This window comes from Sagittula sp. SSi028 (assembly GCF_048553715.1).
In the GTDB taxonomy this organism is placed as follows: Bacteria; Pseudomonadota; Alphaproteobacteria; order Rhodobacterales; family Rhodobacteraceae; genus Sagittula.
The window spans coordinates 1-24,661 of record NZ_JBLZNC010000003.1 but is presented as its reverse complement, the minus strand read 5'-3'; the positions used below and the strand labels follow the sequence as shown (position 1 = coordinate 24,661).

23 protein-coding genes and 1 tRNA gene are annotated in these 24,661 nt (G+C 61.3%); 8 read left to right on the top strand and 16 right to left on the bottom strand.

Annotation, left to right across the window (positions count from 1 at the left end; translation table 11 throughout):
- Positions 1-12: 12 nt before the first annotated feature.
- Complete coding sequence (sfsA, locus tag ACN5AZ_RS06280; protein WP_419428010.1) at positions 13-711, bottom strand: DNA/RNA nuclease SfsA; 699 nt, start codon at positions 709-711, stop codon at positions 13-15.
- A gap of 51 nt (positions 712-762) precedes the next feature.
- On the opposite strand from sfsA, the gene ACN5AZ_RS06275 reads away from it, so the two are divergent.
- Genes ACN5AZ_RS06275 through ACN5AZ_RS06260 form a run of 4 tightly spaced genes read left to right on the top strand, consistent with a single transcriptional unit; the run spans position 763 to position 3,719 of the window.
- Positions 763-1,485 carry a competence/damage-inducible protein A gene (locus ACN5AZ_RS06275; RefSeq protein WP_419428009.1) on the top strand — a complete coding sequence of 241 codons (723 nt, stop codon included), beginning with the start codon at positions 763-765 and terminating at the stop codon, positions 1,483-1,485.
- An 11-nt stretch (positions 1,486-1,496) separates the two neighbouring features.
- The gene (locus ACN5AZ_RS06270) at positions 1,497-2,252 is read left to right on the top strand and encodes a GNAT family N-acetyltransferase (RefSeq protein WP_419428008.1); all 756 of its coding nucleotides are present in this window, start codon (positions 1,497-1,499) and stop codon (positions 2,250-2,252) included.
- Positions 2,249-2,815: a peroxidase-related enzyme gene (locus tag ACN5AZ_RS06265; protein WP_419428007.1), complete on the top strand. Its 567-nt coding sequence runs from the start codon at positions 2,249-2,251 to the stop codon at positions 2,813-2,815. The genes ACN5AZ_RS06270 and ACN5AZ_RS06265 overlap by 4 nt, the downstream gene beginning before the upstream one ends.
- A complete protein-coding gene (locus ACN5AZ_RS06260) occupies positions 2,787-3,719 on the top strand; it encodes an OmpA family protein (protein ID WP_419428006.1) in 933 nt (310 codons plus the stop codon). The genes ACN5AZ_RS06265 and ACN5AZ_RS06260 overlap by 29 nt, the downstream gene beginning before the upstream one ends.
- Positions 3,720-3,829: 110 nt before the next feature.
- Here ACN5AZ_RS06260 and ACN5AZ_RS06255 read toward each other — a convergent pair whose 3' ends face one another.
- From ACN5AZ_RS06255 to ACN5AZ_RS06200, 12 genes are all read right to left on the bottom strand, one after another.
- Entirely contained in the window at positions 3,830-4,735 is a 906-nt protein-coding gene (locus ACN5AZ_RS06255) for a LysR family transcriptional regulator (protein WP_419428005.1), read from the bottom strand.
- 201 nt (positions 4,736-4,936) lie between these two features.
- Positions 4,937-5,497 carry a type 1 glutamine amidotransferase domain-containing protein gene (locus ACN5AZ_RS06250; RefSeq protein ID WP_419428004.1) on the bottom strand — a complete coding sequence of 187 codons (561 nt, stop codon included), beginning with the start codon at positions 5,495-5,497 and terminating at the stop codon, positions 4,937-4,939.
- Between the two features lie 149 nt (positions 5,498-5,646).
- Entirely contained in the window at positions 5,647-7,671 is a 2,025-nt protein-coding gene (locus ACN5AZ_RS06245; protein ID WP_419428003.1) for an FAD-dependent oxidoreductase, read from the bottom strand.
- Between the two features lie 119 nt (positions 7,672-7,790).
- The gene (locus tag ACN5AZ_RS06240) at positions 7,791-9,362 is read right to left on the bottom strand and encodes a methyl-accepting chemotaxis protein (RefSeq protein ID WP_419428002.1); all 1,572 of its coding nucleotides are present in this window, start codon (positions 9,360-9,362) and stop codon (positions 7,791-7,793) included.
- Between the two features lie 86 nt (positions 9,363-9,448).
- Positions 9,449-9,955 (bottom strand): peptide-methionine (S)-S-oxide reductase MsrA, encoded by a 507-nt coding sequence (msrA, locus tag ACN5AZ_RS06235; RefSeq protein ID WP_419428001.1) that lies wholly within the window; start codon positions 9,953-9,955, stop codon positions 9,449-9,451.
- Positions 9,952-10,401 carry a peptide-methionine (R)-S-oxide reductase MsrB gene (msrB, locus tag ACN5AZ_RS06230; RefSeq protein ID WP_419428000.1) on the bottom strand — a complete coding sequence of 150 codons (450 nt, stop codon included), beginning with the start codon at positions 10,399-10,401 and terminating at the stop codon, positions 9,952-9,954. Before msrB ends, msrA begins: the two co-directional genes overlap by 4 nt.
- A gap of 403 nt (positions 10,402-10,804) precedes the next feature.
- The gene (queG, locus tag ACN5AZ_RS06225; RefSeq protein ID WP_419427999.1) at positions 10,805-11,848 is read right to left on the bottom strand and encodes a tRNA epoxyqueuosine(34) reductase QueG; all 1,044 of its coding nucleotides are present in this window, start codon (positions 11,846-11,848) and stop codon (positions 10,805-10,807) included.
- A 22-nt stretch (positions 11,849-11,870) separates the two neighbouring features.
- Entirely contained in the window at positions 11,871-12,536 is a 666-nt protein-coding gene (locus tag ACN5AZ_RS06220; RefSeq protein WP_419427998.1) for a glutathione S-transferase family protein, read from the bottom strand.
- Between the two features lie 83 nt (positions 12,537-12,619).
- Positions 12,620-13,357 (bottom strand): monofunctional biosynthetic peptidoglycan transglycosylase, encoded by a 738-nt coding sequence (gene mtgA / locus ACN5AZ_RS06215; RefSeq protein WP_419427997.1) that lies wholly within the window; start codon positions 13,355-13,357, stop codon positions 12,620-12,622.
- Positions 13,358-13,476: 119 nt separating this feature from the next.
- Positions 13,477-13,749: a putative quinol monooxygenase gene (locus ACN5AZ_RS06210; RefSeq protein WP_419427996.1), complete on the bottom strand. Its 273-nt coding sequence runs from the start codon at positions 13,747-13,749 to the stop codon at positions 13,477-13,479.
- Between the two features lie 78 nt (positions 13,750-13,827).
- Positions 13,828-18,372, bottom strand: a complete 4,545-nt coding sequence (gene gltB, locus ACN5AZ_RS06205; RefSeq protein WP_419427995.1) for a glutamate synthase large subunit — start codon at positions 18,370-18,372, stop codon at positions 13,828-13,830.
- Positions 18,373-18,523: 151 nt separating this feature from the next.
- On the bottom strand, positions 18,524-19,963 hold the full coding sequence (locus ACN5AZ_RS06200) for an NAD(P)-dependent oxidoreductase (RefSeq protein ID WP_419427994.1): 1,440 nt from the start codon (positions 19,961-19,963) through the stop codon (positions 18,524-18,526).
- Between the two features lie 230 nt (positions 19,964-20,193).
- Here ACN5AZ_RS06200 and ACN5AZ_RS06195 point away from each other — a divergent pair, with 230 nt between their 5' ends.
- A complete protein-coding gene (locus tag ACN5AZ_RS06195; protein WP_419427993.1) occupies positions 20,194-20,997 on the top strand; it encodes an undecaprenyl-diphosphate phosphatase in 804 nt (267 codons plus the stop codon).
- Here ACN5AZ_RS06195 and rlmH read toward each other — a convergent pair whose 3' ends face one another.
- Together rlmH and rsfS are read right to left on the bottom strand one after the other, a co-directional pair.
- Positions 20,998-21,468 (bottom strand): 23S rRNA (pseudouridine(1915)-N(3))-methyltransferase RlmH, encoded by a 471-nt coding sequence (rlmH, locus tag ACN5AZ_RS06190; protein WP_419427992.1) that lies wholly within the window; start codon positions 21,466-21,468, stop codon positions 20,998-21,000.
- A 7-nt stretch (positions 21,469-21,475) separates the two neighbouring features.
- Positions 21,476-21,871: a ribosome silencing factor gene (gene rsfS, locus ACN5AZ_RS06185; RefSeq protein WP_419428452.1), complete on the bottom strand. Its 396-nt coding sequence runs from the start codon at positions 21,869-21,871 to the stop codon at positions 21,476-21,478.
- A gap of 242 nt (positions 21,872-22,113) precedes the next feature.
- On the opposite strand from rsfS, the gene ACN5AZ_RS06180 reads away from it, so the two are divergent.
- Positions 22,114-22,968 (top strand): DUF4394 domain-containing protein, encoded by an 855-nt coding sequence (locus ACN5AZ_RS06180; protein ID WP_419427991.1) that lies wholly within the window; start codon positions 22,114-22,116, stop codon positions 22,966-22,968.
- A 40-nt stretch (positions 22,969-23,008) separates the two neighbouring features.
- On the opposite strand, the gene ACN5AZ_RS06175 is transcribed toward ACN5AZ_RS06180, so the two are convergent.
- A complete protein-coding gene (locus ACN5AZ_RS06175) occupies positions 23,009-23,698 on the bottom strand; it encodes a M48 family metallopeptidase (protein ID WP_419427990.1) in 690 nt (229 codons plus the stop codon).
- Positions 23,699-23,807: 109 nt separating this feature from the next.
- On the opposite strand from ACN5AZ_RS06175, the gene ACN5AZ_RS06170 reads away from it, so the two are divergent.
- Both ACN5AZ_RS06170 and ACN5AZ_RS06165 read left to right on the top strand, forming a co-directional pair.
- Positions 23,808-24,128, top strand: a complete 321-nt coding sequence (locus ACN5AZ_RS06170) for a TIGR02300 family protein (protein WP_419427989.1) — start codon at positions 23,808-23,810, stop codon at positions 24,126-24,128.
- 215 nt (positions 24,129-24,343) lie between these two features.
- A tRNA-Ala gene (locus ACN5AZ_RS06165) sits at positions 24,344-24,419 on the top strand.
- Positions 24,420-24,661 lie beyond the last annotated feature (242 nt).

Here is a 24,661-nt window from a genome sequence, read left to right as displayed (position 1 = left end):
GGCCTGCTTTGGTCAAGCCTCGACATCCAATGGGCCAGCAAGGGTGATCCCCTCGGGCGAGATATCGCAGCCCAGCGCCATGACCTCGACACCGGCGCGCAGCGCGTCTTGGAACGCGGCGGCATAGGCTGGATCGATATCTTCCGCCAAGCGCATACGCCGGGCGTCCGTCCGTTGGACCAGATACAGCATGACCGCCCTATGGCCATCCGCCACCATCTGCGACAGCTCGCCGAGATGTTTGGTGCCACGTGCGGTCTTGCTGTCGGGGAATTCCGCGAGACCCGGCTGGCGCAGCAAGGTCACGGATTTCACCTCGACATAGGTATCGGGGCCGTTGCCGGACAACAGAAAATCGATGCGGCTGTTTTCGCCGTATTTGACCTCGGGGCGGACAAGGTTGTGCCGGTCCAGCCCGGCGATGGTGCGCGCCTGCAATGCCGGTTTGACGATGCGGTTCGCGGCGCCCGTGTCGACCCCGACAAAGGCCCCGTCCTGTTCAACCAGACGCCATGCCCATTTCAGCTTTTTCTTGGGGTCGTCGTTGGGTTCCAGCCAGATGCGCTGCCCCTCGCCCGCCAGACCAAGCATCGAGCCGGGATTGGCGATATGAGCGGTGATTTCACGCCCGTCGTCCAGCAGGCAATCTGCCAGAAACCGTTTATACCGCCGGATCAGCGTCGCCGGCACCAGTTGTGTTTGAAAGCGCATGTGGCCAGCCCTATACGTTAACGCACACGGGGTGCAATACAGGAGACGACCATGCCCAATCCCACCGCCGCCATGCTGGTGATCGGGGACGAGATCCTCTCGGGTCGGACCCGCGACAGCAACATGCACCATCTCGCCAATGAGTTCACCCGCCATGGCATCGACCTGAAAGAGGTGCGCGTCGTGTCCGATGACCGCGATGCGATCGTCGCCGCCGTTCAGGCGCTAAGCGCGGCGTTTGACCATGTTGTAACCTCTGGCGGGATTGGCCCGACCCATGATGACATCACCGCGCCTTGTGTGGCAGCCGCCTTTGGCGTGCCGATCACGGTGCGCGATGACGCGCGTGCCCTGTTGCAGGCGCATTACGACCGGTCCGGGCAAGAGCTGAACGAGGCACGGCTGCGCATGGCCCGCATCCCCGATGGTGCGACGCTGATCGATAATCCGGTCTCCACCGCGCCGGGATTTACGCTGAACAATGTGCATGTCATGGCCGGTGTTCCCAGCGTGTTTCAAGCCATGGTGGCCAGCCTGATGCCAACCCTCACGGGGGGCGCGCCGGTGCTGTCGCAAACCCTGCGCGTGATGCGCGGCGAAGGCGACGTGGCCCAGCCACTGGCAGAGCTGGCAGACGCCTTTCCGGAGTTGCAGATCGGCAGCTACCCGTTCCAGAAAGACGGCGCGTTTGGCACCAACCTTGTGGTACGCGGCAGCGATGCGGCGCAGCTCGATGATGCCATGACCCGGCTGAACGCGCTGTTTGCCGACTAGATCCCTATCGCATGATCCAGTCAAAGCCTGACCTGCCCCGTCTTTTCTCTGTGCTGGAGGCCACTTGGCCTGCGGCGGCGCAAATCGACACCGGCCCGTGGACCCTGCGGGAGGGGCGCGGCGGCGGCAAGCGGGTGTCGGCGGCCACAGCCCGTGCCCCGTGGCGTCTGGACGATGTCAGCGCGGCGGAAACCGCCATGCGGCTGATGGGACAGGACCCGCTGTTCATGATCCGAGAAAGCCTGACCAGATCGGATCAAACGCTGGACGTGACGCTGGACAGTCAGGGGTATGATGCGGTGGATGCCACGCAGCTCTGGCTCGCACCGGTGTCTGCGTTGTGCGAGCGCCCTTTGCCGCGTGTGTGCGCCTTTACCATCTGGGAGCCGCTGGCGATCATGCACGACATCTGGGCCGAGGGTGACATCACAGAGCCCCGGCTGGCCGTGATGGACCGCGTCACCGGACCCAAAACCGGGATTTTCGGACGCGTGTCCGACAGCCCCGCCGGGTCAGGGTTCTGCGCCCTGCACGAGGGCACCGCTATGGTGCATGCCTTGCACATTCTGCCCGATCATCGGGGCAAGGGTCTTGGCGGTTGGATGATGCGGGCCGCAGCCTTCTGGGCGCGATCAAAGGGCGCATCGTGGATCGCCTGCGCCTCGACCAAGCAAAACACCGCTGCTTCGGCCTTGTATCAATCATTGCGGATGGAAGCGGTGGGCGGCTACCATTACCGTATGCTGACAGCGAAAGAGGATCCATGACCGACCGGCCCACCGCCCTGAACCTGCCCCCTGTCGACCCGCTGCCCGCTGACACGCAGGCCTATTTCGATCTGTGTCAGGACAAGCTGGGGATGGTGCCGAATGTGCTGCGCGCGCATGCCTTTGACATCGACAAGCTCAACGCTTTTACCGCGCTGTACAACGATCTGATGCTGGCCGGATCGGGCCTTAGCAAACTGGAACGCGAAATGATCGCGGTGGTCGTCTCGGCAATCAATCGCTGCTTTTACTGCCTGACCGCCCATGGGGCCGCCGTGCGTGAACTGTCGGGCGATCCCCGCCTGGGCGAAATGCTGGTGATGAACTGGCGTGTGGCCGATCTGAACCACCGTCACCGCGCGATGTTGAGCTTTGCCGAAAAGGTCACGATCGATAGCCACAAGATCGGCGAATACGACCGCGAGGCCCTGCGCGATGCCGGATTTTCAGACCGTGACATCTGGGACATCGCCAATGTGGCGGGGTTCTTCAACATGACCAATCGGGTGGCCTCTGCCACGGATATGCGACCGAATGACGAATACCACGCTCAGGCGCGTTGAGGGCGCACTGGGACTGTTGATCCTGACGCTGGTGCCGATGATGGCCATAGCGCAGGACCTGTCCCTGCCCACAACAGCGAAACGCAGCTTTCACACGCAACAAGACCCCGGTGCCTACGCTTTGCCTGTCGCCCCCTATGCGGACGGGGCCCTGCCCACGACCCGCGTCGAAGGCCGGATCGAGGTCGAAAGCTGGCGCATCCCCGACGCGGCAGAGACGCCGTTCCAACTGGTGCAGCCGCTGCGCGATGCGCTGACCGATGCGGGGTTCGAGCTTTTGCTGGATTGCAACGCGCGCACCTGCGGCGGCTTCGATTTCCGGTTCTCGACATTGGTGCTGCCTGCGCCGCAGATGTTTGTGTCGCTGGACAATTACCATTTCATATCCGCCCGCAAGACAGGAGAGGGCGCCGTCAGCCTGCTGGCCAGCAAAGGGCCAAAAGACGGCTATGTGCAGATCATCCGTGCCGGGCAGGACCTGCGCAGCGATGTCGTCGCAGACGCGGCCCCTGCCCTGCCGCCCACAGCATTAAACACCGTTGACGCGCTTAAGGCACAAGGCCACGTGGTGCTGGAGGATCTGGTGTTTCAATCGGGCTCGTCCGAACTGGATGGCGAGGCCATCGGCTCACTGGATGCGCTGGCGTCCTACCTGCGCGCCAACCCCGCAGATCGACTGGTTTTTGTCGGCCACACAGATGCCACCGGATCGCTGGACGCCAATCGCGCCGTGTCCCTGAAACGGGCGCAGGCTGCGCAACGCTATATGCAAGAGCGACACAATATTCGCGACCAGATCGATGCACGCGGCGCGGGGTATCTTGCGCCACTGGCGTCCAATCTGACCGACGACGGCCGCCGTGCGAACCGACGGGTCGAAGCGGTGCTGCTGCCCCCGCAGTGATCCAAATACAAAAAATTGCCCCTGCGACTTCTGTCGGCAGGGGCAGTGTGCCTAGCATCAGGCGGGGAAATTGCGCAACGCTGACGAAAGCCGTCGCGCAAAACCGGGACTCACCAAGTGATGGGGCCTTTTTCCGCAAAGGCGTGCACAAGGAAATCGATGAATGCGCGGACCTTCGGCTGGGTAAAGCGGCCCGGCGGGTAGACGGCATAAACGCCTTGGGTCTCGACCGGCAGTTCGGGCATCGCGTCTTCGACCAGACCGGCCTCTAGCGCGTCGTGATACAGATACGACGGCAGATAAGCGATGCCGAGACCTGCGATACAGGCGTTGAGCAGCGACTGGCCGTCATTCACCGTCAACCAGCCTGCGGTGCGCACCTGTCGTTTTTCGCCCGAGGGGGCCGTCAGTTTCCAGACATTGCCCGAAGACTGGTTCGAATAGTGCAGCAGCTTGTGTTCGTTCAGATCGTCAATGCGCTGCGGGCGGCCGTATTTCTCAAAGTAGGCCGGCGCGGCGATCATGCGCTTTTGAGTCTCCGTCAGCTTGCGCGCGCGGAGCGTGGAATCTTCGAGCTCGCCAATCCGAATGGCCATGTCAAAGCCTTCAGAGATCAGTTCCACATAGCGGTTGTTCAGCACCATATTGACCGTGATGTCCGGGAATTCGGCGAGGAATTCGCCCAGAACCGGCGAGAGATGGTTCACGCCAAAATCTGTCGCAACCGAGATCCGCAGCAGTCCCGACGGGGCGGATTGCATAGACGTCACCAAGGCATCCGCCTCGCCTGCATCATTGAGAACCCGGCGGGCGCGGTCGTAATAGGCCAGACCGATTTCTGTCGGGGACACGCGGCGCGTTGTCCGGTTCAACAAACGTGCGCCAAGGCGCGCCTCCAGCGAGGAGACATGTTTGGAAACGGCGGATTTCGAGATCCCCATTTTTTTGGCGGCATCGGTAAAACCACCTTGGTCTACCACGGTGGCGAAAGCCTCCATCTCGGTCAGCCGATCCATTCCGGTCTCCTCGTCGTCGTTCTTGCGTTGGAAACAAGCAATGCCCCTCAATCACGGCTGAACTTGGGCAGGGAATGGACAATATCAGGAAGTTTGCGGGCACCGTGGCCCATTTCGAAACACGCGCTGCGCAGCAAAAACCCCCGCCACGGGCAACCGCAGCGGGGGTTTTCTGAGACTTATCAACAGAAACCTACGCGGTTACGCAGCTTTCTGATTGTGGCGGCCTTCCTCGATCTCCTCGACGATCTTGGAAACAAAGTCCTTCAGATCTTCGGGCTTGCGCGAGGTGACGATGCCGCTGTCGGCTACCACCGGCTCATCCATGACGCGCGCACCTGCATTCTTCAGGTCCGTGCGGATCGACGGGAAGCTGGTTGCCTCACGGCCGGCAATGATATCTGCCTCAATCAGCAGCCAAGGCGCATGACAGATTGCGGCGACCACCTTACCCTGACGGGCAAAGCTGCGGATCAGTTCGATGGCCGGTGCCTCGACACGCAGGAGGTCAGGGTTGATCTGGCCGCCCGGCAGAACGATGGCATCATACTGGGTGGCGTCGGCGTCCGCGATTTTCAGATCGGCATCCGCGTCTCGGCCCCAGTCGGAGCCTTCCCAGCCCTTGATTGCCTTGCCGTCCAGCGTGGCCACGTGAACCTCGGCCCCTTTGGCGCGCAGTTGGTCGCGCGGGAATTCCAGCTCGGACTGCTCGAACCCGTTGGTGGCAATGATCAGCACTTTTGCGTCGGTGATCTTGGTCATGGGTTTCTCCTCATCGTTGTTACTGTGTGCAGTGGACTGTGCTCTGCTTTCAGGGTGACAACGGGAGCGCTTGCCGATTGGTTCCAAGCCCGAAAACGCAGAAAGGAGGCACAAGGCCCCCTTTCGCTGAACTTCGCCTGTGACGTGGATTAGAGCGTCGCGGCCAGCCGAACCCCTTGGTCAATAGCGCGCTTTGCGTCCAGTTCCGCCGCCACATCCGCGCCGCCGATCACGTGGCAGGATTGCCCCTTCGCCGCCAAGGCATCCGCCAAAGAGCGCTCGCTCAGCTGACCGGCACAGAGCACAACGGTATCACAGGCGATCACCTCGGGGCGTTCGCGCGCCTCGCCGTAGGACACATGCAGGCCGGCATCATCAATCCGTTCGTAGTTCACGCCGGCTTTCATATCGACGCCCTTCATCTGCAACGCCGCACGGTGAATCCAGCCTGTGGTTTTGCCCAACCGTTTGCCGGGCTTTTCAGCTTTGCGCTGCAGCAAAGTGATGGCGCGCGTTGCGGCCTCCGGCTGCGGCCCTTCGGGGGCAAGACCGGACCGTGCTTCTGCCGGGTCGGTCACGCCCCATTCGCGCATCCATTCGGGCAGGCTTTCGGTCGGGCTTTCGTCGGTTACAAGGTATTCGGACACATCGAAGCCGATACCGCCAGCCCCGATGACCGCAACGCGATCACCCACCGGCACCTTGTCGCGGAGCACATCGATATAGCTGCGCACCTTCGGGTGGTCCTGTCCTTCGATCTGGGGATCGCGGGGCACCACACCTGTGGCCACGATGACCTCGTCAAAATCGGCCAGATCTTCGGCGCCGACCCGTGTGTTCAGCCGCAGGGTCACGCCGCTTTCGGCCAAGGCCGCTCCGAACCAGCTCACCAGTCCATGGAACTCTTCCTTGCCGGGGACCTGTTTCGCCATGTTCAACTGGCCGCCAATTTCAGACGCCGCATCGAACAAGGTGACCGCATGCCCCCGCTCAGCCGCGGTCATGGCCGCCGACATGCCCGCCGGGCCTGCCCCCACGATTGCCACGGATTTGGTGACCGCAGCCGGTGTGATAGTCAGTTCCGTTTCGTAGCCAGCCTTGGGGTTCACCAGACAGGACGAGACTTTCCCTTGGAACGTATGATCAAGACATGCCTGATTGCAGGCAATACAGGGCGCGATCAGATCCGCCCGTCCGCTTTCGGCCTTGTTCACAAAATCTGGATCGGCAAGGAACGGACGCGCCATTGACACCATATCGGCGCAGCCTTCCGCCAATACGTCCTCGGCCACTTGGGGCGTGTTGATCCGGTTCGAGGTGATCAGCGGTACCGAAACCTGACCCATCAGTTTTTTGGTCACCCAAGCAAAGGCGCGGCGGGGCACGCTTGTCGCGATGGTCGGAACGCGGGCCTCATGCCACCCGATGCCGGTGTTGATGATATTGGCACCGGCCGCCTCGACCGCTTGTGCCAATTGCACGACCTCATCAAAGGTTGAGCCATTCGGGATCAGATCGATCATCGACAATCGATAAATGACGATGAAATCTTCGCCGACCGCCTCGCGCACGCGTTTCACCACCTCGACCGGAAGCCGCATGCGGTTTTCATAAGAACCACCCCATTGGTCCGTGCGTTTGTTGGTGTGCGAAACAAGAAACTGGTTCAGAAAGTACCCTTCGGAGCCCATGATCTCGACGCCATCATACCCCGCTTCCCGTGCGCGGGCGGCGGAAGTTGCGATATCGGCGATCTGTTTTTCAATCCCCGCCTCGTCAAGTTCCTTTGGCGGGAAGGGGGAAATGGGCGATTTGATGGGGCTGGGAGCGACACAGTTTGGTCCGTAAGCGTAGCGTCCCGCATGCAGGATTTGCATCGCGATCTTGCCACCCGCCGCATGCACCCGATCCGTGATCAAACGGTGGTTTTCGATGTCTTTTGGTGTGAACAATCCCGCCGCGCCCGGAAACACACCGCCCTCTGCATTCGGGGCCATGCCCCCGGTCACCATAAGCCCGACACCGCCACGGGCGCGCGTGGCGTAGAATTCGGCCACCCGATTCCAGTCCCCGCGTTCTTCGAGGTTTGTGTGCATGGACCCCATCAGAACACGGTTTTTCAGCGTGGTGAATCCAAGGTCCAGCGGGCGCAGCAGGTGCGGATAATCGGTCATGGTCAGGCCTCCCTCTTTGCGAGTAGAACACACCAACACGTTTACGTTGTCACCCGCCTACGTCACGTCAAACCAGTTATGTTGACGTCGGGCTATGCTGCCCCGATCGTGCAGTCACATCACGCCGCGCGCGTGTCATCGGCGGGGTGTTCCGCCGACCATCCTTGGCCCTCCTCGGCCTCTGCCGCAACACGAAACTCACCAATTCGAGCGGAGAGGTCCTGTGCCGCCCGCGCGATACGGTCGGACATCGCGGTCAATTCCTCACTCATGGCTGCGGTCGACTGGGTGTTAGCGTCGATTGCCGAAACTGTACGGCTCATGTCGTTGAGCGAACTGCTTTGATCCGCACTCCGGGCGCTGATCTCTTCGTTGTAGCCGTTGACGCGATGGACCTCGCTGCGGATTGCCTCAAGCGAAGCGATCGAGTTGGACACCAGTTCCACACCTTCCGTCACACGGTCTTCGGATTCCACGATCAGATCCCGGATGCCGCTGGCCGCCTCTGCCGTGCGTTGGGCAAGCTGCTGCACCTCCATCGCGACAACAGCAAATCCTTTGCCTGACTCGCCAGCGCGGCTGGCCTCTACCCCCGCATTCAAGGCCAGCAAATTGGTTTGGAAGGAAATGTCATCAATCAGGTTAATAATGCGCGCGATTTCGTGAGAGGAGGTTTCGATCGAACGCATGGCCTCCATCGCCTTGCCGGTAATCTCGCGCGAGCGTTCTGCCCGGCTATTCGCCTCGGACGCTGCGCGCGAGGCCTCCCCCGCTTTTTCCGCAGTCACCCGAACAGATTCCGTCATGGAGCTGAATGTCGTCGTCGTATTTGCGATATCGTAGGCCTGACGCTCCCCCCGTTGGGACAGATCAGAGGTGGAGGATGACAGAGCGCGGGCCTCTTCATGGAAGGTTCTGGCGGCCTCTGCCGTCTCGGCAATGGTGGCGCGCAGAACTTCGAGCGCGGCGTTGAAATCGCTCCGCATTGCCTCGTAAGGCCCGTCCAGTTCGCGCGTGATCTGACAGGTCAGGTCACGTTGCGCCAAACGCGCCAAACGGTCCCGCAGCAAGTCAACCATCTCATGTGCCAGAGCTTCGTTCGCCTCGGACGTGGCCTGCGCCTCTTCCGCGTGACGGGAATGCTCCATCTGCTGTTGAGCGCTTTCCTCCAGCCGCTCCACCATCAGGTTACGGTTGCGCACCAACACGATCAGACCCGCAGATTCCATCACCACGACCACGGCATGCAGTGCCGTCCGCTCGATATTCGCAAGCAAATCGACAGTTGGATAAACAAGAGAAGGTAGCAAAATCGTCAGTCCGAGGTGGTGCACAGCGGTCAAAGCCGCGCACCACAAGACAAGGCTGACCCGCGATAAAACCGTGACCAACGCCAATTGGACGAAGAACAGCATATGCATGTCCAATTGCCACGGATGACCGGCTGCAACGGCGGCGGCGAGCATGGGCACCGCGCTCATCGCCGCCACCAAGGCAAAGTCCCCAGCGACCGTCGCTGATCGGGAGGCGAGCCAGCCAAGCACACCCAATGCGGCCACAGCCCCCAAAGGCACCAGAACCCCGTTCCCCACAAAGAACGCCACAATCACCGGTAAGGGCAACACCAATAAAAGCGAGGCGGCCGCCAGCTTTCGACCTTCCTCGGGTGCGGGGGTAAGTGCGCGTTTCATATAAATACTCCTGCTGGGCCAACAGCTGTACAGTGGCGCAGCAGGAGTAAACGCGCGCATCTTTCGATCCGCTTAACGGAACATGGTCATTCTGCGGCAGATCGGCGGGGCAAGACCCAATCGGGGCGCGCAAAGTGGCAGGTATACCCGTTGGGAAGCCGCTGCAGATAATCCTGATGCTCGGGTTCCGCCTCCCAAAAGGCGCCCACCGGCTCGACCTCGGTCACGACTTTGCCGGGCCACAGTCCGGAGGCCTCGACATCCTTGATGGTTTCCAAGGCCTCGGATTTCTGATTATCATCAACGTAGTAGATCGCCGAGCGGTAGCTCATCCCGATGTCATTGCCCTGCCGGTTCACCGTGGTCGGGTCGTGGATCTGGAAAAAGAACTCCAGCAATCTGCGATAACTGATCTGCGCGGGATCAAAGATGATCTCGATGCCCTCGGCATGGGTGCCGTGATTGCGATAGGTCGCATTTTCAACATCTCCGCCGGTGTATCCCACGCGCGTGCTTTGCACGCCGGGCAATTTGCGGATCAATTCCTGCATGCCCCAGAAACATCCGCCTGCGAAAACTGCGCGTTCGCTCATGTCAAATCCTCCACCTGATCGATGTATTCGCCGTATCCTTCGGCTTCCATGTCTTCCTTCGCGATGAAACGCAATGCGGCCGAGTTGATGCAATAGCGCAGCCCGCCCTGATCCGCCGGTCCGTCAGGGAAGACGTGGCCCAAATGGCTATCCCCATGGCGCGAGCGGACCTCTGTGCGGATCATCCCATGGGTCGTATCGCGCAGTTCGACGATGTTATCCGCCTCGATGGGCTTCACAAAGCTGGGCCAGCCACAGCCCGATTCGTATTTCGCGGCGCTGGCAAACAGCGGCTCGCCCGATACGATGTCCACGTAAATGCCGCTGCGCTTGTTTTCCAGATACGCCCCCGTGCCGGGACGTTCGGTCCCGCTTTGCTGGGTGACGCGGTACTGTTCTGGCGTCAGGCTTTCGATAACCTCTGGCCTGCGTTCATATTTTGCCATGATCCACCTCCATTGTGTCGCTGTGGGTAAAATGGGGCCTGTTGCCAATAAACAAAGGGCAGGCGAAACATCGCACACGGGTTCGTGTGGCAGACTTGCGTGAATGGCTTTGGACTGCCATGTAACAGGTGGGTGACGACCGCTTTCTCCCAAGACCGCAAAGTCGCCTCGGGCGCAGAGATGGCAGCTCTGCGCTCGTCATACCCCACCCCACACGCTCGTGAACACGTCGAACGCATAGGGCAACCGCGCCGCGGTTACCTGTTTCAGGCCTTGAGTGATTGTGTGTTGGCAGCACGTCCCCCACTCGGCGTAGCACCGACCTGACCATGCTTTCGGATAGTATGCAAGTCTCCGTTTGCCCCAACGTCAGCGCTATTCACGCTGTGTAAACGATTTTCCATTACCCTTGACCCATCGTCAATCGCGCAAGCGCCCATCGCGCGGCATCGGCCACAGCGGCATCTGGATCATCCACCAAGGACTGCGCCGCAGGCTGTAACGCAGCCTTGCCAGAGTTGCCGATGGCGTACAGCACATTGCGCACCATGCGGTCGCGGCCAATCCGTTTGATCGGCGATCCGGAAAACCGCGCCCGAAAGGCCGCATCATCCAGCGCCGCCAGTTCTACAAGCTCCGGTGCGCCGACCCTGTGGTGATACTTTACTTCAGCGGCCTTCTGGGCGAACTTGTTCCACGGGCAAACCGCCAGACAATCATCACAGCCGTAAATCCGGTTGCCCAAACCGGGGCGGAGCGTCTCGTCCACCGGGCCTTTGTGCTCAATCGTCAGATAGGACACACAGCGCCGCGCATCGAGCTGATATGGCGCCGGAAAGGCATCGGTCGGGCAGACATCCAGACACTTGCGGCAGGACCCGCAGTGATCGATCTCCGGCGCATCTGGCACCAGATCCAGCGTGGTAAAAATACAGCCCAAAAAGAACCACGATCCCAAACGCCGGCTGACCAGATTGGTGTGTTTGCCCTGCCAGCCAAGCCCTGCGGCCTGCCCCAAGGGTTTTTCCATCACCGGCGCAGTATCGACAAAAACCTTGATTTCCGGCGAGTTGCCCGCCGTATCGATCAGCCAGCGCCCCAACCGTTTCAGCCGCTTTTTGACAACCTCGTGATAATCCCGCCCCTGCGCATAGACACTGACAGCGCCACGATCGCGCTGTTGCAGCACTTCAAGAGGGTCGCTGTCGGGGCCATAGTTTTCCGCCAACATGACGACAGACCGCGCCTCGGGCCATAAGGCGGACGGATCGCCACGCCAGCCCATCCGCTCAGCCATCCAGCCCATCTGCCCGTGCCGCCCCTCGCCTACAAAGGTCTGAAGCCGTTCCATGACCTGCGGCACATCCGTGGGGTGACAGATGCGACAGTCCGAGAATCCGACATCCGCTGCCTCTTGGCGAAGTTTCGCTGTCAGATCTTCGGACACGCGCGTGCCTCCCCTGCGGGGTCTAGAAATCCAGATCGGCGTAATGCGCAGGCGGCGGGAAGCCGGGCACCTGATCGGCGAGAATGGACCGGAACGCAGGGCGCGACTTGATCTTCGCGTACCAGTCCTTGACCGCCTCGGACCGGTTCCAATCCACGTCCGAGATATAATCCAGCGACGACAAATGCGCGGCGGCTGCAAAATCCGCCAGTGTCATGCTATCGCCTGCCAGCCAACGGCGGTGCTCCAGAAGCCATGCCAGATAATCGAGGTGGTATTTGATCGCCTTGGCACCTGCCTTGACGTTGCCGCTGTCGGGGAACCCGGCCTTCATGACCTTCTTGTTCACCCGCTCGTACAGCAGTTTAGACGTCACCTCGTTGTGGAACTTGTCGTCAAACCAGCCCACCAGACGCCTGACTTCGTACCGGGCATCCGCCGAACGCGGCATGAGCGAGGGATCGGGATATTTCTCCTCGATCCATTCGCAAATCGCGGCGGATTCCGCCATCGTCTTGCCGTCAATTCGCAGGATCGGCACCTTGGCCGCAGGGTTACGCCGCAGGAAATCCGGGTCTTTCTCCCAGTATCTTTCCTCGACCAATTCGCATTCAATCTTCTTTTCCGCGAGGCTCAAACGCACTTTGCGGCAGAAAGGAGAGAGCGGCACGTGATACAGCTTTGCCATGAAAATCCCGATGCGTGGTAACCCACCCCGTCTACCCCCGATCCCCACCGATGTTCAAGCGTCCGCCGCCCCACAGGCCATAGTTAGCCACCAAAACAGGCCGCGCGCCCGTCGGCCGCGATGGTTGCCGCCCCATCCGCAATGGCACGCGCCCGCCTGTCCACAAAGGCCGAAGGCCGGCTGGCGCTGCGCCCTTTGGGATCAGGCAGAACCGCCGCCAGCAGCGCCGCCTGACGCGCGCTCAGATCAGAGGCGGAGGTGCCGAAATAATGCCGCGCCGCCGCCTCGACACCGAAAACACCCTCATCGAATTCGGCCACGTTCAGATAGACCTCGATGATCCGGCGTTTACTCCAGACCCCTTCCACCAAGGGCGTCAGACCGGCCTCAAGCGCCTTGCGCAGCCACGACCGCTCCTGCCAGAGGTAGACGTTTTTGACCACCTGCTGCGACAGCGTCGACCCGCCGCGACGGGCCCCTTCGGCGATGGCCGCGCGGATGGCATCCATGTCAAAGCCCCAGTGTTCGCAGAAATTCGCATCCTCTGCGGCGACCACCGACCGCGCCATGACAGGCGCCACCTCGTCGAGATCGACCCACAGGCGCATGACCCCGTCCAGCCGCCTGCTCTCGCTGCGGATGGTATGCGTGGTGGGCGGGTTGATCACCGTGTAGCCCGTCACCGCCAATGCCACAAAGCCAATGCCCGCCAGTACAAGCATCCACAGCCCGCGCCGCATGCGCTGTCGCAGACTGCGCCCGCTGCTGCGTTTCACCTTCGCCTTGCTCGGCGCTTTCTTCTTTGTCCGTTTTGCTGCCATACGCCCTGTCTACACGCCCCTGCGCCCGGTGCGAGCAAAAATCACATCCGAGGCGCGCGCGCCCGTGCGGGTTGGTGGGCGGGCGAATGGCCTTGGCCAGAGTCCCGCACCCCGACCCGCTATAGCTCCCGTATCTCGTAGCGGCGTTCGATCCCCGCCGTCGCCACCACCCAGCGAGAGGCTGCTGTCCGCGCTTGGTGCGCGTCGAATGCGGCCCGGCTCTCGAACTGCTCGAACACCGTCCAGACCATCGGGTCTGCGCTCTGCTCGACGTCAAACCGCAAACAGCCGGGCTCTGCCCGTGTCAGCTGAATGTGCTCAGACAGATGTACGCGCACCGCGTCCACCTCGGCGTCGGTCTGGCACAGCAAGGTCCCATGCAATTCGATCACAACTCCCCTCTCCACATAAAACGCGCGCGCGCCCCGAAGTCTCCTCCGAGGCGCGCCACTTTGTCAAAGCAGTCCGGCTTATTCTGCCGGCACCGCGATCTCGTCCTCGATGCCCAAGGGATGCGGGATCTTGTCCAGCATCTCTTTCGGGCACACCTGGACAAAGTTGTCTTTTTCCAGATCCCAGTGCTGCAGGATTTCCGCAGCCTTTTGCGACCGTGTCTCTTCCACGTGACGCTCGATCAGACCTTTCAGCTGATCTTCCCAAGCGGCAACCGCCACCTTGCAGGTCACGAGGCTTTCCATGTTCATCAGCGTCTGCGCCTTGCCTTCGGGATCGTACAGGTAGGCCATGCCCCCTGTCATCCCCGCGCCAAAGTTCGCACCGATATCGCCAAGGATCACGGCGATGCCGCCGGTCATGTATTCACACCCGTTGGAGCCACAGCCCTCGACCACCACTTTCGCGCCGGAGTTACGGACCGCGAAACGCTCACCCGCTTTACCTGCTGCAAAGAGATAGCCGTCGGTCGCCCCATACAGCACCGTGTTGCCGATGATCGTGTTCTCGGACGCCTTGAGCGGCGAGACCAGCGGCGGGCGCACGACAACCGTGCCGCCGGACAGACCCTTGGCCACATAGTCGTTGGCATCACCGGAGACCTCAAGCTTTAGCCCCGGGCAGGCAAAGGCCCCAAGGGATTGCCCGGCAGAGCCGGTCAGCTTGATGTGCAGGTGATCGGGCTGCAATGCGTTACGCATACCGAATTTGGACTCGATGTGGCTGGACACCCGCGTGCCGACCGTCCGGTGCGTGTTCTGCACCGCGTAGGACAGCTGCATCTTTTCGCCATCCTGCAGGAAGCGCGCCGCATCGCGGACGATCTCCGCATCCAGCGTGTCCGGCACCGCGTTGCGCGGCTTGTCACGGTTGTAGACGATCTTGTCCGCACCATCGACGCGGATCAGAAGCGGGTTCAGGTCGAGGTCGTCCAGATGCTCTGCACCACGGCTGACCTGCGTCAGAAGATCCGCGCGACCGATCACTTCATCAAGGCTCCGCGCCCCGATTTCCGCAAGGATCTCGCGCACTTCGGTCGCATAGAAGGAGATCAGGTTGACCACCTTATCGGCATTGCCGGTGAACTTGTCGCGCAGCGCCTCGTCTTGGGTACACACACCCACGGGGCAGGTGTTCGACTGACACTGGCGCACCATGATGCAACCCATAGCGATCAATGCGGCGGTGCCGATGCCGTATTCCTCGGCCCCCATCATTGCCGCCATGACAATGTCGCGGCCTGTGCGCAAACCACCATCGGTGCGCAGCGTCACACGTGAGCGCAGGTTGTTCATCGCCAGCACCTGATGCGCCTCGGACAGGCCCATCTCCCACGGCAAACCACAGTATTTGATCGAGGTCGCAGGCGATGCCCCGGTGCCGCCGTTGTGACCGGAGACAAGGATCACATCCGCCTTCGCCTTGGCCACGCCGGCCGCAATGGTGCCCACACCCGAAGACGCCACCAGCTTGACCGTCACCTTACAGCGCGGGTTGATCTGCTTGAGATCGTAGATCAGCTGCGCGAGGTCCTCGATCGAGTAGATGTCATGGTGCGGCGGCGGGGAGATCAGCGTCACGCCCTTGGTCGAATGACGCAGGCGCGCGATCAGGTCGGTGACCTTCATGCCCGGAAGCTGGCCGCCCTCGCCGGGCTTGGCACCCTGCGCGACTTTGATTTCCAGCTCTTCGCAGTGGTTCAGGTACTCGGCTGTAACGCCAAAACGCCCCGAAGCCACCTGCTTGATCTTGGCCGACGGGTTGTCGCCGTTGGGCTCCGGCACGAAATGCGCCGGATCTTCGCCGCCCTCGCCGCTGTCGGACTTGGCGCCGATGCGGTTCATCGCCACGTTCAGCGTCTTGTGCGCCTCGGGGCTCAGCGCGCCCAGCGACATGCCCGGCGTCACGAAACGCTTACGGATCGAGGTGATGCTTTCCACCTCTTCGATCGGGATCGGCGCACCGACGGGTTTGATCGCCAGCAGGTCGCGCAGATGGATCGGCGGGTTGGCCTGCATCGCGTTGGAATACTGCTTCCACAACTCGTAGGACGCGCGGTCACAGGCCGCCTGCATCAGGTGCATGGTCTGCGCACCCCATGCGTGGGTCTCGCCGGATTTGCGCGCCTTGTAGAAGCCGCCGATGGGCAGCACATCGCGCCCACCCACAAAGCCAAGCGCGTGCACTTCTTCGGCTTTTTTCTGGATGCCGTTCACACCGATGCCGGAAATCCGCGAGATCATGCCGGGGAAATACTCGGCGCACATGGCACGCGACAGGCCGACCGCCTCGAAGTTCAGACCGCCACGATAGGAGGAGATCACCGAAATGCCCATCTTGGACATGATCTTGAGCAGGCCTTGGTCGATGGCTTCGCGGTAGCGCGCCACGGCCTCTGTCAGGGTCATGTCCAGCAGACCGCGCTGGATGCGATCGGCCAGCGAATCCTCTGCCAGATAGGGGTTCACGATGGTCGCGCCCGAGCCGATCAGCACCGCAAAGTAATGCGGGTCGATACACTCCGCCGAACGCACCGCCAGCGAGCAGAACGTCCGCAGGCCCTTGCGGGTCAGGTGGCTATGCACCGCGCTGGTGGCCAGAATCATCGGCATGGCAACGCGCGTCTCGGACGTGCCTTCGTCGGTCAGGATCAGGTGGCCCGCACCGGACGACACGGCCTCTTCGGCCTCGGCCCGGATCCGGGCGAGGTTTTCGCGCAACGCGCCTTTGCCACCGTTAAAGGTACAGTCGATGGTCACGCACTGCGCGTTGAAGTGCTTTTTGAGCTCTTCAAACTGGGTGTTGCCCACAAAAGGCGTGTCCAGAACCAGAATTTCCGTCTGGGCGGAGCTTTCGTCCAGCACGTTCTTGAGGTTTCCGAACCGCGTCTTCAGCGACATGACGCGGAATTCGCGCAAGCTGTCGATCGGCGGGTTGGTCACCTGGCTGAAGTTCTGGCGGAAGTAATGCGACAGCGGGCGGTATTTCTTGGACAGAACCGCCGACGGGGTGTCATCCCCCATCGAGGCCAGCGCCTCTTTGGCGTCCTCCGCCATGGGCGCAAGGATCTGTTCCAGCTCTTCGATGGTGTAGCCTGCGGCGATCTGGCGACGGCGCAGGTCTGCACCCTCGAACAGCGGCTTTTCAACCACTTCGGACAGCGGGCCATCTAGTTCGTTGATCTTGCCGACCCACTCGCCAAACGGCTGGGACGCGGCCAGCTTGTCCTTGATTTCGGTGTCGTGGAACAGCTTGCCCTCGGCCATGTCGACCGCGATCATTTGACCCGGGCCAAGCGCGCCTTTTTCACGCACGGTCGCTTCGTCAACGGGCACCATGCCGGCCTCGGAGCCCGCGATCAGCATGCCGTCGCCGGTCACGACATAGCGCATCGGGCGCAGGCCGTTGCGGTCGAGACCACCACAGACCCAGCGGCCATCGGTCATCGCCAGCGCGGCGGGGCCGTCCCACGGCTCCATCACGGAGTTGCAGTAGGAATACATGTCGCGCCACGACTGCGGCAGCTCAACCGCCTGCTTGGACCAGCTTTCGGGGATCAGCATGGTTTTCGCCATGGGCGCATTGCGGCCCGCGCGCACCAGCACCTCGAACACGCCATCCAGCGCCGCCGAGTCAGACGACCCGTTCGCAATGATCGGCTTGATGTCTTCGGCCAGCTCGCCGAACGCGCCAGAGGCCATGCGGATCTCGTGGCTTTTCATCCAGTTGATGTTGCCCTTGAGCGTGTTGATTTCGCCGTTATGGGCCAGCATGCGGAAGGGCTGCGCCAGCCACCACTGCGGGAAAGTGTTGGTGGAATACCGCTGGTGGTAGATCGCGAAGGCGGATTCGAAACGCTCGTCCTGCAGGTCGGGATAGAATTCCGACACCTGTTCGGCCAGCATCATGCCTTTGTAGATGATCGACCGGCACGACAGCGACGCAATATACAGCCCGCCGTTGCCCGCCACACCGGCCGCCGCTGCCGCCTTTTCGATGCGGCGACGGATGACATACAGTTCGCGCTCAAAGGTTTCCTCGTCCACGCCCTTGGCGTTGGAAATAAGGATCTGCTCGATCTCGGGGCGGGTGGCATTGGCTTTCTCACCAAGGCAGCCGACGGAGACGGGCACGTGGCGCCAGCCGTAGATGTAGTAGCCCATACGCAGGACTTCGGTTTCCACAATGGTCCGGCAGGCTTCCTGCGCACCAAAATCGGTCCGCGGCAGGAACACCTGCCCCACCGCCAAAAGCTCGTCCTTGCGCGGGGTGTGGCCGGTGCGTTCGACCTGATCGTAGAAGAAGGACACGGGGATCTGCACGTGGATGCCAGCGCCATCGCCGGTCTTGCCGTCGGCGTCGACAGCACCACGGTGCCAAATGGCCTTGAGCGCGTTGATGCCCGCCTCCACGACCTTGCGCGAGGGTTTCCCGTCAAGGCTGACAGCCAGACCCACACCACAAGAGGAATGCTCCTCGCTTTCGTGGTACAGCCCGTTTTCGGACATCCATTTGCGCTTGGCTTCCTCGTTGCGCACCCATTCTGCGTCGAACTTGGTCATGGCTCACGCCCTCCATAATGGCCGCTCGCGGGCGGCCGCGTCATCTGTGTGAAACCGCTTACGGGTTTCGGATCCGGTGCTGGCGGGGCCGGTCAGGCCCATCGCCGCAAATGTTTGAAACGGCCCCGGCGCACACCGGGGTGGCGCAGCCTTATTCGGCAGCAACAGCGGCCTTGGCGTTCAGGTCGGCCAGAAGCGCGTCGACACAGTCGCGGCCATCACGGATAGCCCAGACCACCAACGATGCACCACGCACGATGTCACCGATGGCGTAGACGCCATCCAGCGCGGTGCGGCCGGTGGTGAATTCCGCTTTCACGGTGCCCCAGCGGGTGACTTCGAGACCATCGGTGCCCCAGAGCTTCGGCAGCTCTTCCGGCTCGAAGCCGAGCGCCTTGATCACCAGATCCGCAGGCTCGTCGTAGTCGGACCCTTCGATCAACTCGGGGCTTTGACGGCCCGTCGCATCAGGGGCGCCCAGACGCATTTTCTGCACGCTGACCGCGCTGACCACATCGCCGCCCTTGAAACCGGCGGGGGCTGTGAGCCATTCAAAGACCACGCCCTCTTCTTCGGCGTTTTGCACTTCGCGCTGTGAGCCGGGCATGTTGGCGCGGTCGCGACGGTACAGACATTTCACCGATTCAGCACCTTGGCGGATTGCGGTCCGCACACAGTCCATCGCCGTGTCACCACCGCCGATCACGACAACCTTCTTGCCGCTGGCATTCAGGGTGCCGTCCTCGAATTCCGGCACGCTGTCGCCAAAGTTCGCCGCCTTATTGGAGGCGGTCAGATAATCCAGCGCCTTCACGATGCCCTTGGCACCGGCACCAGGGCCACCCAGATCGCGGGATTTATACACGCCGGTGGCGATGATGACGGCATCATGCTGGGCGCGGATCTCGTCAAAGGACATGTCGACGCCGACATTGCAGTTCTGCACAAAGCGCACACCGCCCTGTTCAAGCTGCTCGATGCGGCGCATCACAACGTCCTTTTCCAGCTTGAAGCCGGGGATGCCATAGGTCAGCAGGCCGCCCGCGCGATCATAGCGGTCGTAGACCGTGACCTGCACACCGGCGCGGCGCAGCATGTCAGCCGCCGCCAGCCCACCGGGGCCTGCGCCAATGATGCCGACGCTTTCGGTGCGCTCCTGCGCAGGCGCGGCGGGTTTCACCCAGCCGTTTTCCCACGCGGTGTCGGTGATGTATTTCTCGACCGAGCCGATGGTCACAGTGCCATGGCCGGATTGTTCAATCACACAGTTGCCTTCGCACAGACGGTCCTGCGGGCAGATACGACCGCAGATTTCCGGGAAGGTATTGGTGGCCTGGCTGACCTGATACGCCTCTTCCAGACGGCCCGTCGCGGTCAGGCGCAGCCAATCGGGGATGTTGTTGTGCAGCGGGCAGTGCGACTGGCAGTAGGGCACGCCGCATTGCGAACAACGGCTCGCCTGCTCTGTGGCCTTACGATCGGCAAATTCTGCATAGATTTCGTCGAAATCCTTGTTACGAACCTCGGCCTCGCGCTTTTGGGGCATTTCCCGCGCGGTGGAGACGAATTTCAGCATCGGCTGTTTTGCCATGAGTCGCTTTACCTCTTCGGGGTGTGGCTATCGTGTTTGACGCTTCTTTATCCAAGGCCCGCGAGAAAGAAAAGTCAGCATGACTGACCTAAACGCAGATTTACGCAGCGCCAAATGGTAAAAAACCTCCTGCAGGCGAAAAATATAGGTCCGAACCGGATCTATATAATGCCTTCCCCCTCAGAAACAGGGGGTTATACACAGCATACAACTACAGTGGGTTTTCACCAATGCCTTTGCTTCACCTTCTGATTCTGGCTCTTATTCAGGGCATTACCGAATTTTTACCGGTTTCCTCGTCTGGACATCTGATTCTGCTGCCCGGATTGACCGGCATGGCGGATCAGGGCCAAGCGATTGATGTCGCGGTGCACGTGGGCACGCTGGGGGCTGTGGTGGCCTATTTCTGGTCGGACGTGCGGGATGCAGCGCTGGGAACACCGCGCGCCCTCATTGGCAAGGTCGACACGCCGGGTGCGCGTCTTGCTGCGCTGCTGCTCATCGCCACGGTGCCCGTCATCGTCATCGGTGTCACGCTCAAGGTAACGGGGCTCAGCGACATGATGCGCAGCATCAGCGTAATTGGCTGGTCGATGCTGGTGTTCGGGCTGGTGTTGTACTGGGCGGACAAAACCGGCGCGGAAACAAAGATCGACGCGGACTGGTCCCTGCCCGACGCGTTCAAGATGGGGTTGTGGCAGGCGGTTGCCCTGATCCCCGGCACATCGCGGTCCGGCATTACCATCACGGGCGCGCGTCTGCTGGGCTATACCCGCGAAGACGGCGCAAAGCTTGCCATGTTGATGTCGATCCCGACAATCCTTGCCTCGGGCGTCCTGCTCGGGGCCGAAGTCGCATCCGAGGCCAATGCTGCCCTGCTGAAGGACGCCGCCATCGGTGCGGGATTTGCCTTCGTCGCGGCATTCGCGGCCCTGGCGCTGATGATGCGCCTGCTGAAATCCGTCAGCTTCACACCCTATGTGGTGTATCGCGTGATCCTCGGGGTTGTCCTACTGGGTATTGCCTACAGCTGATCACACCCGGTGGTAGGGCGAGCCGCCAAGGATTGATGCCGCACGGTAAAGCTGTTCCGACAGCATCACCCGCACCAACATATGCGGCCAGACCATGGCCCCGAAACTTAGCGCAAAATCCGCCTCGGCGCGCAAGGCCGGGTCGATCCCATCGGCCCCGCCGATCACAAAGGCCAGATCGCTGCAGCCGGTGTCCCGCCATTTGGCAATCTGGCTGGCGAAATCTGGCGAGCTCATGACACGGCCACGTTCATCCATAACGCACAGCTTTGCGCCATTGGGCAGCGCACGACGCAGCAGAACGGCCTCCGCCGCCATGCCGCCGCCTTTGCGGTCCTCGACCTCGACGACATTGACCGGACCAAGGCCCATGCCCCGCCCGGTTTTATCAAAGCGATCAAGATAATCTGAAATAAGCTCGCGTTCTGGACCGGCCCGCAGCCGGCCCACCACGCATAGATGCACCTTCATGCTACGATCAGGCCGTGGCCGTCGCAGGCATCCACATCTTTTCGAGCTGGTAGAACTCGCGCACTTCAGGGCGGAACAGATGCACGACAACGTCGCCCACATCCATCAGCACCCAATCGCCGGTGTTCTTGCCTTCCATCTTGCTCAGCACGCCGAAATCGGCCTTGAGCTGCTCGGACAGGATCTCGGACAAGGCCGCGACCTGACGCGAAGACCGACCAGAGGCGATCACCATGTAATCGCAAACAGAGGTCTTGCCGCGCAGATCAATCTCTACAACGTCTTCGGCCTTGTTCTGATCGAGAAGGGCAAGTATGGCGTCGCGCAAGGTTTCGCTCGACGGGTTGGTTTGGGCCGCGCTCATGGGCAGCCCCTGTGCAGCGGTTTCACCCGCATGTTGCATGGCAGACAGGACATAGTCCTCCTTCACGTTAACGCCGCAAATCCCCGGCGCCGGGACATCCAAAATATAACACCGACCTTGTGAAATCTCAATGTCAGCGGGCGAATTCGGCGCCCAATGGCGCATGCCCCGGCAAATGTCGAACAAAAAACTTCAGATTACGTGAAACTACGTGGCGGCGCGCGGCGTGTGTTCCGGTATCGCTCGCCCGATACGGGCGGCTTCCAACACGGAGACGCATCATGCACCGCATCCTTCTTTCCTCTGCCGCCATCCTGTCCTTGACTGCCGGAACAGGCTTTGCCGCCGGTCACGCCAGCACCATGGGCTACGCCCTGGCCGACGACGGCAGCACATTGGTTGTCATGCCCGATATCGCGGCGCCTGCGGATGCGCAGACCTTTGAACTGGAAACGGCTCTGGACGCCATCGCATTTCGCCCGGTGACAGGTGACCTGCTCGGCCTGACCGACGGCATGGTCTACACGATCAACCCCGCGGACGGCACGCTGAACGATCTGGGCGCAACCTTTATGGAGGACGCAACCATCGGTGAAGACGCCATGGTGGCTTTCGACTTCAACAACGCCATCGACGCTGTGCGCGCAGTGTCGTCTGCCGGTGACAATCTGGTCTATTTCCCCGACGGCTTTGGCGATGGCGACGAAAAGGCCGGATCGGTCCGCCGCATGACCGACCTCGCCTACGCAGAAGAGGACGAGAACGCAGGCGCCACACCGATGGTCTTTGCCAATGCCTACACCAACGCCATCGCGGGCAAGACCGCGGGCAGCACGTTCCAATACGGGCTGGACGCAGGCACGGATGCGCTGGTGTCTATCGCCAACAACGCAGGCACCTTGGCCACCATCGCCCCGATCACCGTCGGTGGCGAAACGGTCGATCTTTCCGGCATGGGTGGATTTGACATCCTGTCCGCCGAAGAAGGCTCGGACGCGGCCTATGCCGTGTTGCAGATGGAAGGCGCAGAGACCGCCGGTCTCTATAGCATCGATCTGGAAACCGGCGCGGCCACTTTGCTGTCCGATCTGGGCATGGGTGGCCTGTCCGGCTTTGCCGTCTCCGCTGGCATGTAAACACACCGGCAAGGGGCGGCACTCCGTCGCCTCTTGCGCTTCAGTCGAACCGGTAGCGGTGCAATTCGTTGCCATGCTCCCGCAGCCATTTGCGCGCGGCGGTCCAGTCCCCGTACAGCGTCTGCACCTGATCCCAGAACGCCTGTGAATGGTTCATATGCGCCAGATGGGCGACCTCATGGGCGGCCACATAGTCCAGCACCTCCGGATGCCCCAGAATTAGCCGCCACGAATACATCAAGCCGCCATCAGATGTGCACGACCCCCATCGTGACCGCGTGTCGCGCAGGGTCAGGCGGCTATACGGACGACCGAGCGCCTCGGCATAGCGATCCGATGCCGCCGCCAGCCGATCCCGCGCCAGCGTCTTGAGATACCCTTGGACACGCGCACCGATCCGGCACTCTTCCCCCGGCACAAACAGCTGATCCTCCCGCCGCTGCACCGACCGCCCCTGCCCCGCCACGACCGTATGCAGCCTGCCTTCGATCGGCAGCCGCACCCCAAGCCCGACCGCAATCACCGCCCCTTGCTTTGACAGATGTTTGCGCAGCCAGTCCGCCTTGGATTCCACAAAAGCGCGCCCCTCCCCTTCGGACACCGAGCGCGGCAAGGTTAGCGTCACCCGCCCGTCAAGCTGCGAGATCCGCAGCGACAAACGCCGTGCCCGCGCGGACCGGCGCACCGTGACCGCGATCTCGGGGTTGCCAGCAAGACGTATCTGGCCCATATGACCTTTTCTCCCCCAAAGGCTTTGACTTCATACCGGTCTTATGGCAGGGGGCATAGATTGTCGACGGGGCCATGTGAGGGTCCCAGTTACCAAGAGGGGATCACCCATGCCGAAGGAAGAATGGGGCACAAAGCGCGTTTGCCCGACCACCGGCAAGCGCTTTTACGACCTCAACCGCGACCCCATCGTCAGCCCGTACACCGGCGAAGTGGTCAACGTTGAAACCGGAAAACGCAGCTTGATTGCAGCCGATGCCGAAGACAAGGCCAATAAGGCCAAAGAGAACGACTCCGATGAGGTCGATCTGCTCGACGATGATGACGTCGATGTGGATCTCGACGATGACGATGTTCTCGAAGACGAGGACGATGACAACGTCTCGCTCGACGATATTACCGACGTCGCAAACGACGACGACGATTCCTGATATATCCGGAATCCCGTTGCGACAGGGGCCTTTCGGGGCCCCTTTTGCATGTCTGTAGCGCGTGGATCGGTTGCTGTGAAAAAACCTGCAAAAGGGCGAATTTTCCGCTTGAACCCCAAAGCGTCTACGCGTAATCACGCCTCCACAGCGACGGTGTCGCTGCCCAGGCGATCCCCTCGAACGATCCACGATCCTAGAGGATATCACCAAAAGATGGGGCCTTAGCTCAGCTGGGAGAGCGCTACAATGGCATTGTAGAGGTCAGGGGTTCGATCCCCCTAGGCTCCACCATCTCAACTTTCAGAGCCGGATCAGATCGTATTGCCCTGAAAGGAAAAGAAGTTTCCGGTGTTCTAACTCCGTTTTCTCGGCAATATTGAACTGGACCTGTCACGGTATTGTGCCGCCCGGTCCCCCCCAAAAAAAATTAGTGGTGTTCAAAAGTAGAATTTTCTCGGCAAGATATCTGAGGAGATTTACGATGAAGAATGGACGGTACAGCGACGCGCAGATCATGGCGATCCTGAAGCAGG

Coding starts and splice junctions, on each gene's coding strand:
- sfsA (WP_419428010.1), bottom strand. CDS start 711: ATGCGCTTTCAAACACAACTGGTGCCGGCGACGCTGATCCGGCGGTAT.
- ACN5AZ_RS06275 (WP_419428009.1), top strand. CDS start 763: ATGCCCAATCCCACCGCCGCCATGCTGGTGATCGGGGACGAGATCCTC.
- ACN5AZ_RS06270 (WP_419428008.1), top strand. CDS start 1,497: ATGATCCAGTCAAAGCCTGACCTGCCCCGTCTTTTCTCTGTGCTGGAG.
- ACN5AZ_RS06265 (WP_419428007.1), top strand. CDS start 2,249: ATGACCGACCGGCCCACCGCCCTGAACCTGCCCCCTGTCGACCCGCTG.
- ACN5AZ_RS06260 (WP_419428006.1), top strand. CDS start 2,787: ATGACGAATACCACGCTCAGGCGCGTTGAGGGCGCACTGGGACTGTTG.
- ACN5AZ_RS06255 (WP_419428005.1), bottom strand. CDS start 4,735: ATGGATCGGCTGACCGAGATGGAGGCTTTCGCCACCGTGGTAGACCAA.
- ACN5AZ_RS06250 (WP_419428004.1), bottom strand. CDS start 5,497: ATGACCAAGATCACCGACGCAAAAGTGCTGATCATTGCCACCAACGGG.
- ACN5AZ_RS06245 (WP_419428003.1), bottom strand. CDS start 7,671: ATGACCGATTATCCGCACCTGCTGCGCCCGCTGGACCTTGGATTCACC.
- ACN5AZ_RS06240 (WP_419428002.1), bottom strand. CDS start 9,362: ATGAAACGCGCACTTACCCCCGCACCCGAGGAAGGTCGAAAGCTGGCG.
- msrA (WP_419428001.1), bottom strand. CDS start 9,955: ATGAGCGAACGCGCAGTTTTCGCAGGCGGATGTTTCTGGGGCATGCAG.
- msrB (WP_419428000.1), bottom strand. CDS start 10,401: ATGGCAAAATATGAACGCAGGCCAGAGGTTATCGAAAGCCTGACGCCA.
- ACN5AZ_RS06220 (WP_419427998.1), bottom strand. CDS start 12,536: ATGGCAAAGCTGTATCACGTGCCGCTCTCTCCTTTCTGCCGCAAAGTG.
- mtgA (WP_419427997.1), bottom strand. CDS start 13,357: ATGGCAGCAAAACGGACAAAGAAGAAAGCGCCGAGCAAGGCGAAGGTG.
- gltB (WP_419427995.1), bottom strand. CDS start 18,372: ATGACCAAGTTCGACGCAGAATGGGTGCGCAACGAGGAAGCCAAGCGC.
- ACN5AZ_RS06200 (WP_419427994.1), bottom strand. CDS start 19,963: ATGGCAAAACAGCCGATGCTGAAATTCGTCTCCACCGCGCGGGAAATG.
- ACN5AZ_RS06195 (WP_419427993.1), top strand. CDS start 20,194: ATGCCTTTGCTTCACCTTCTGATTCTGGCTCTTATTCAGGGCATTACC.
- rlmH (WP_419427992.1), bottom strand. CDS start 21,468: ATGAAGGTGCATCTATGCGTGGTGGGCCGGCTGCGGGCCGGTCCAGAA.
- rsfS (WP_419428452.1), bottom strand. CDS start 21,871: ATGCAACATGCGGGTGAAACCGCTGCACAGGGGCTGCCCATGAGCGCG.
- ACN5AZ_RS06180 (WP_419427991.1), top strand. CDS start 22,114: ATGCACCGCATCCTTCTTTCCTCTGCCGCCATCCTGTCCTTGACTGCC.
- ACN5AZ_RS06175 (WP_419427990.1), bottom strand. CDS start 23,698: ATGGGCCAGATACGTCTTGCTGGCAACCCCGAGATCGCGGTCACGGTG.
- ACN5AZ_RS06170 (WP_419427989.1), top strand. CDS start 23,808: ATGCCGAAGGAAGAATGGGGCACAAAGCGCGTTTGCCCGACCACCGGC.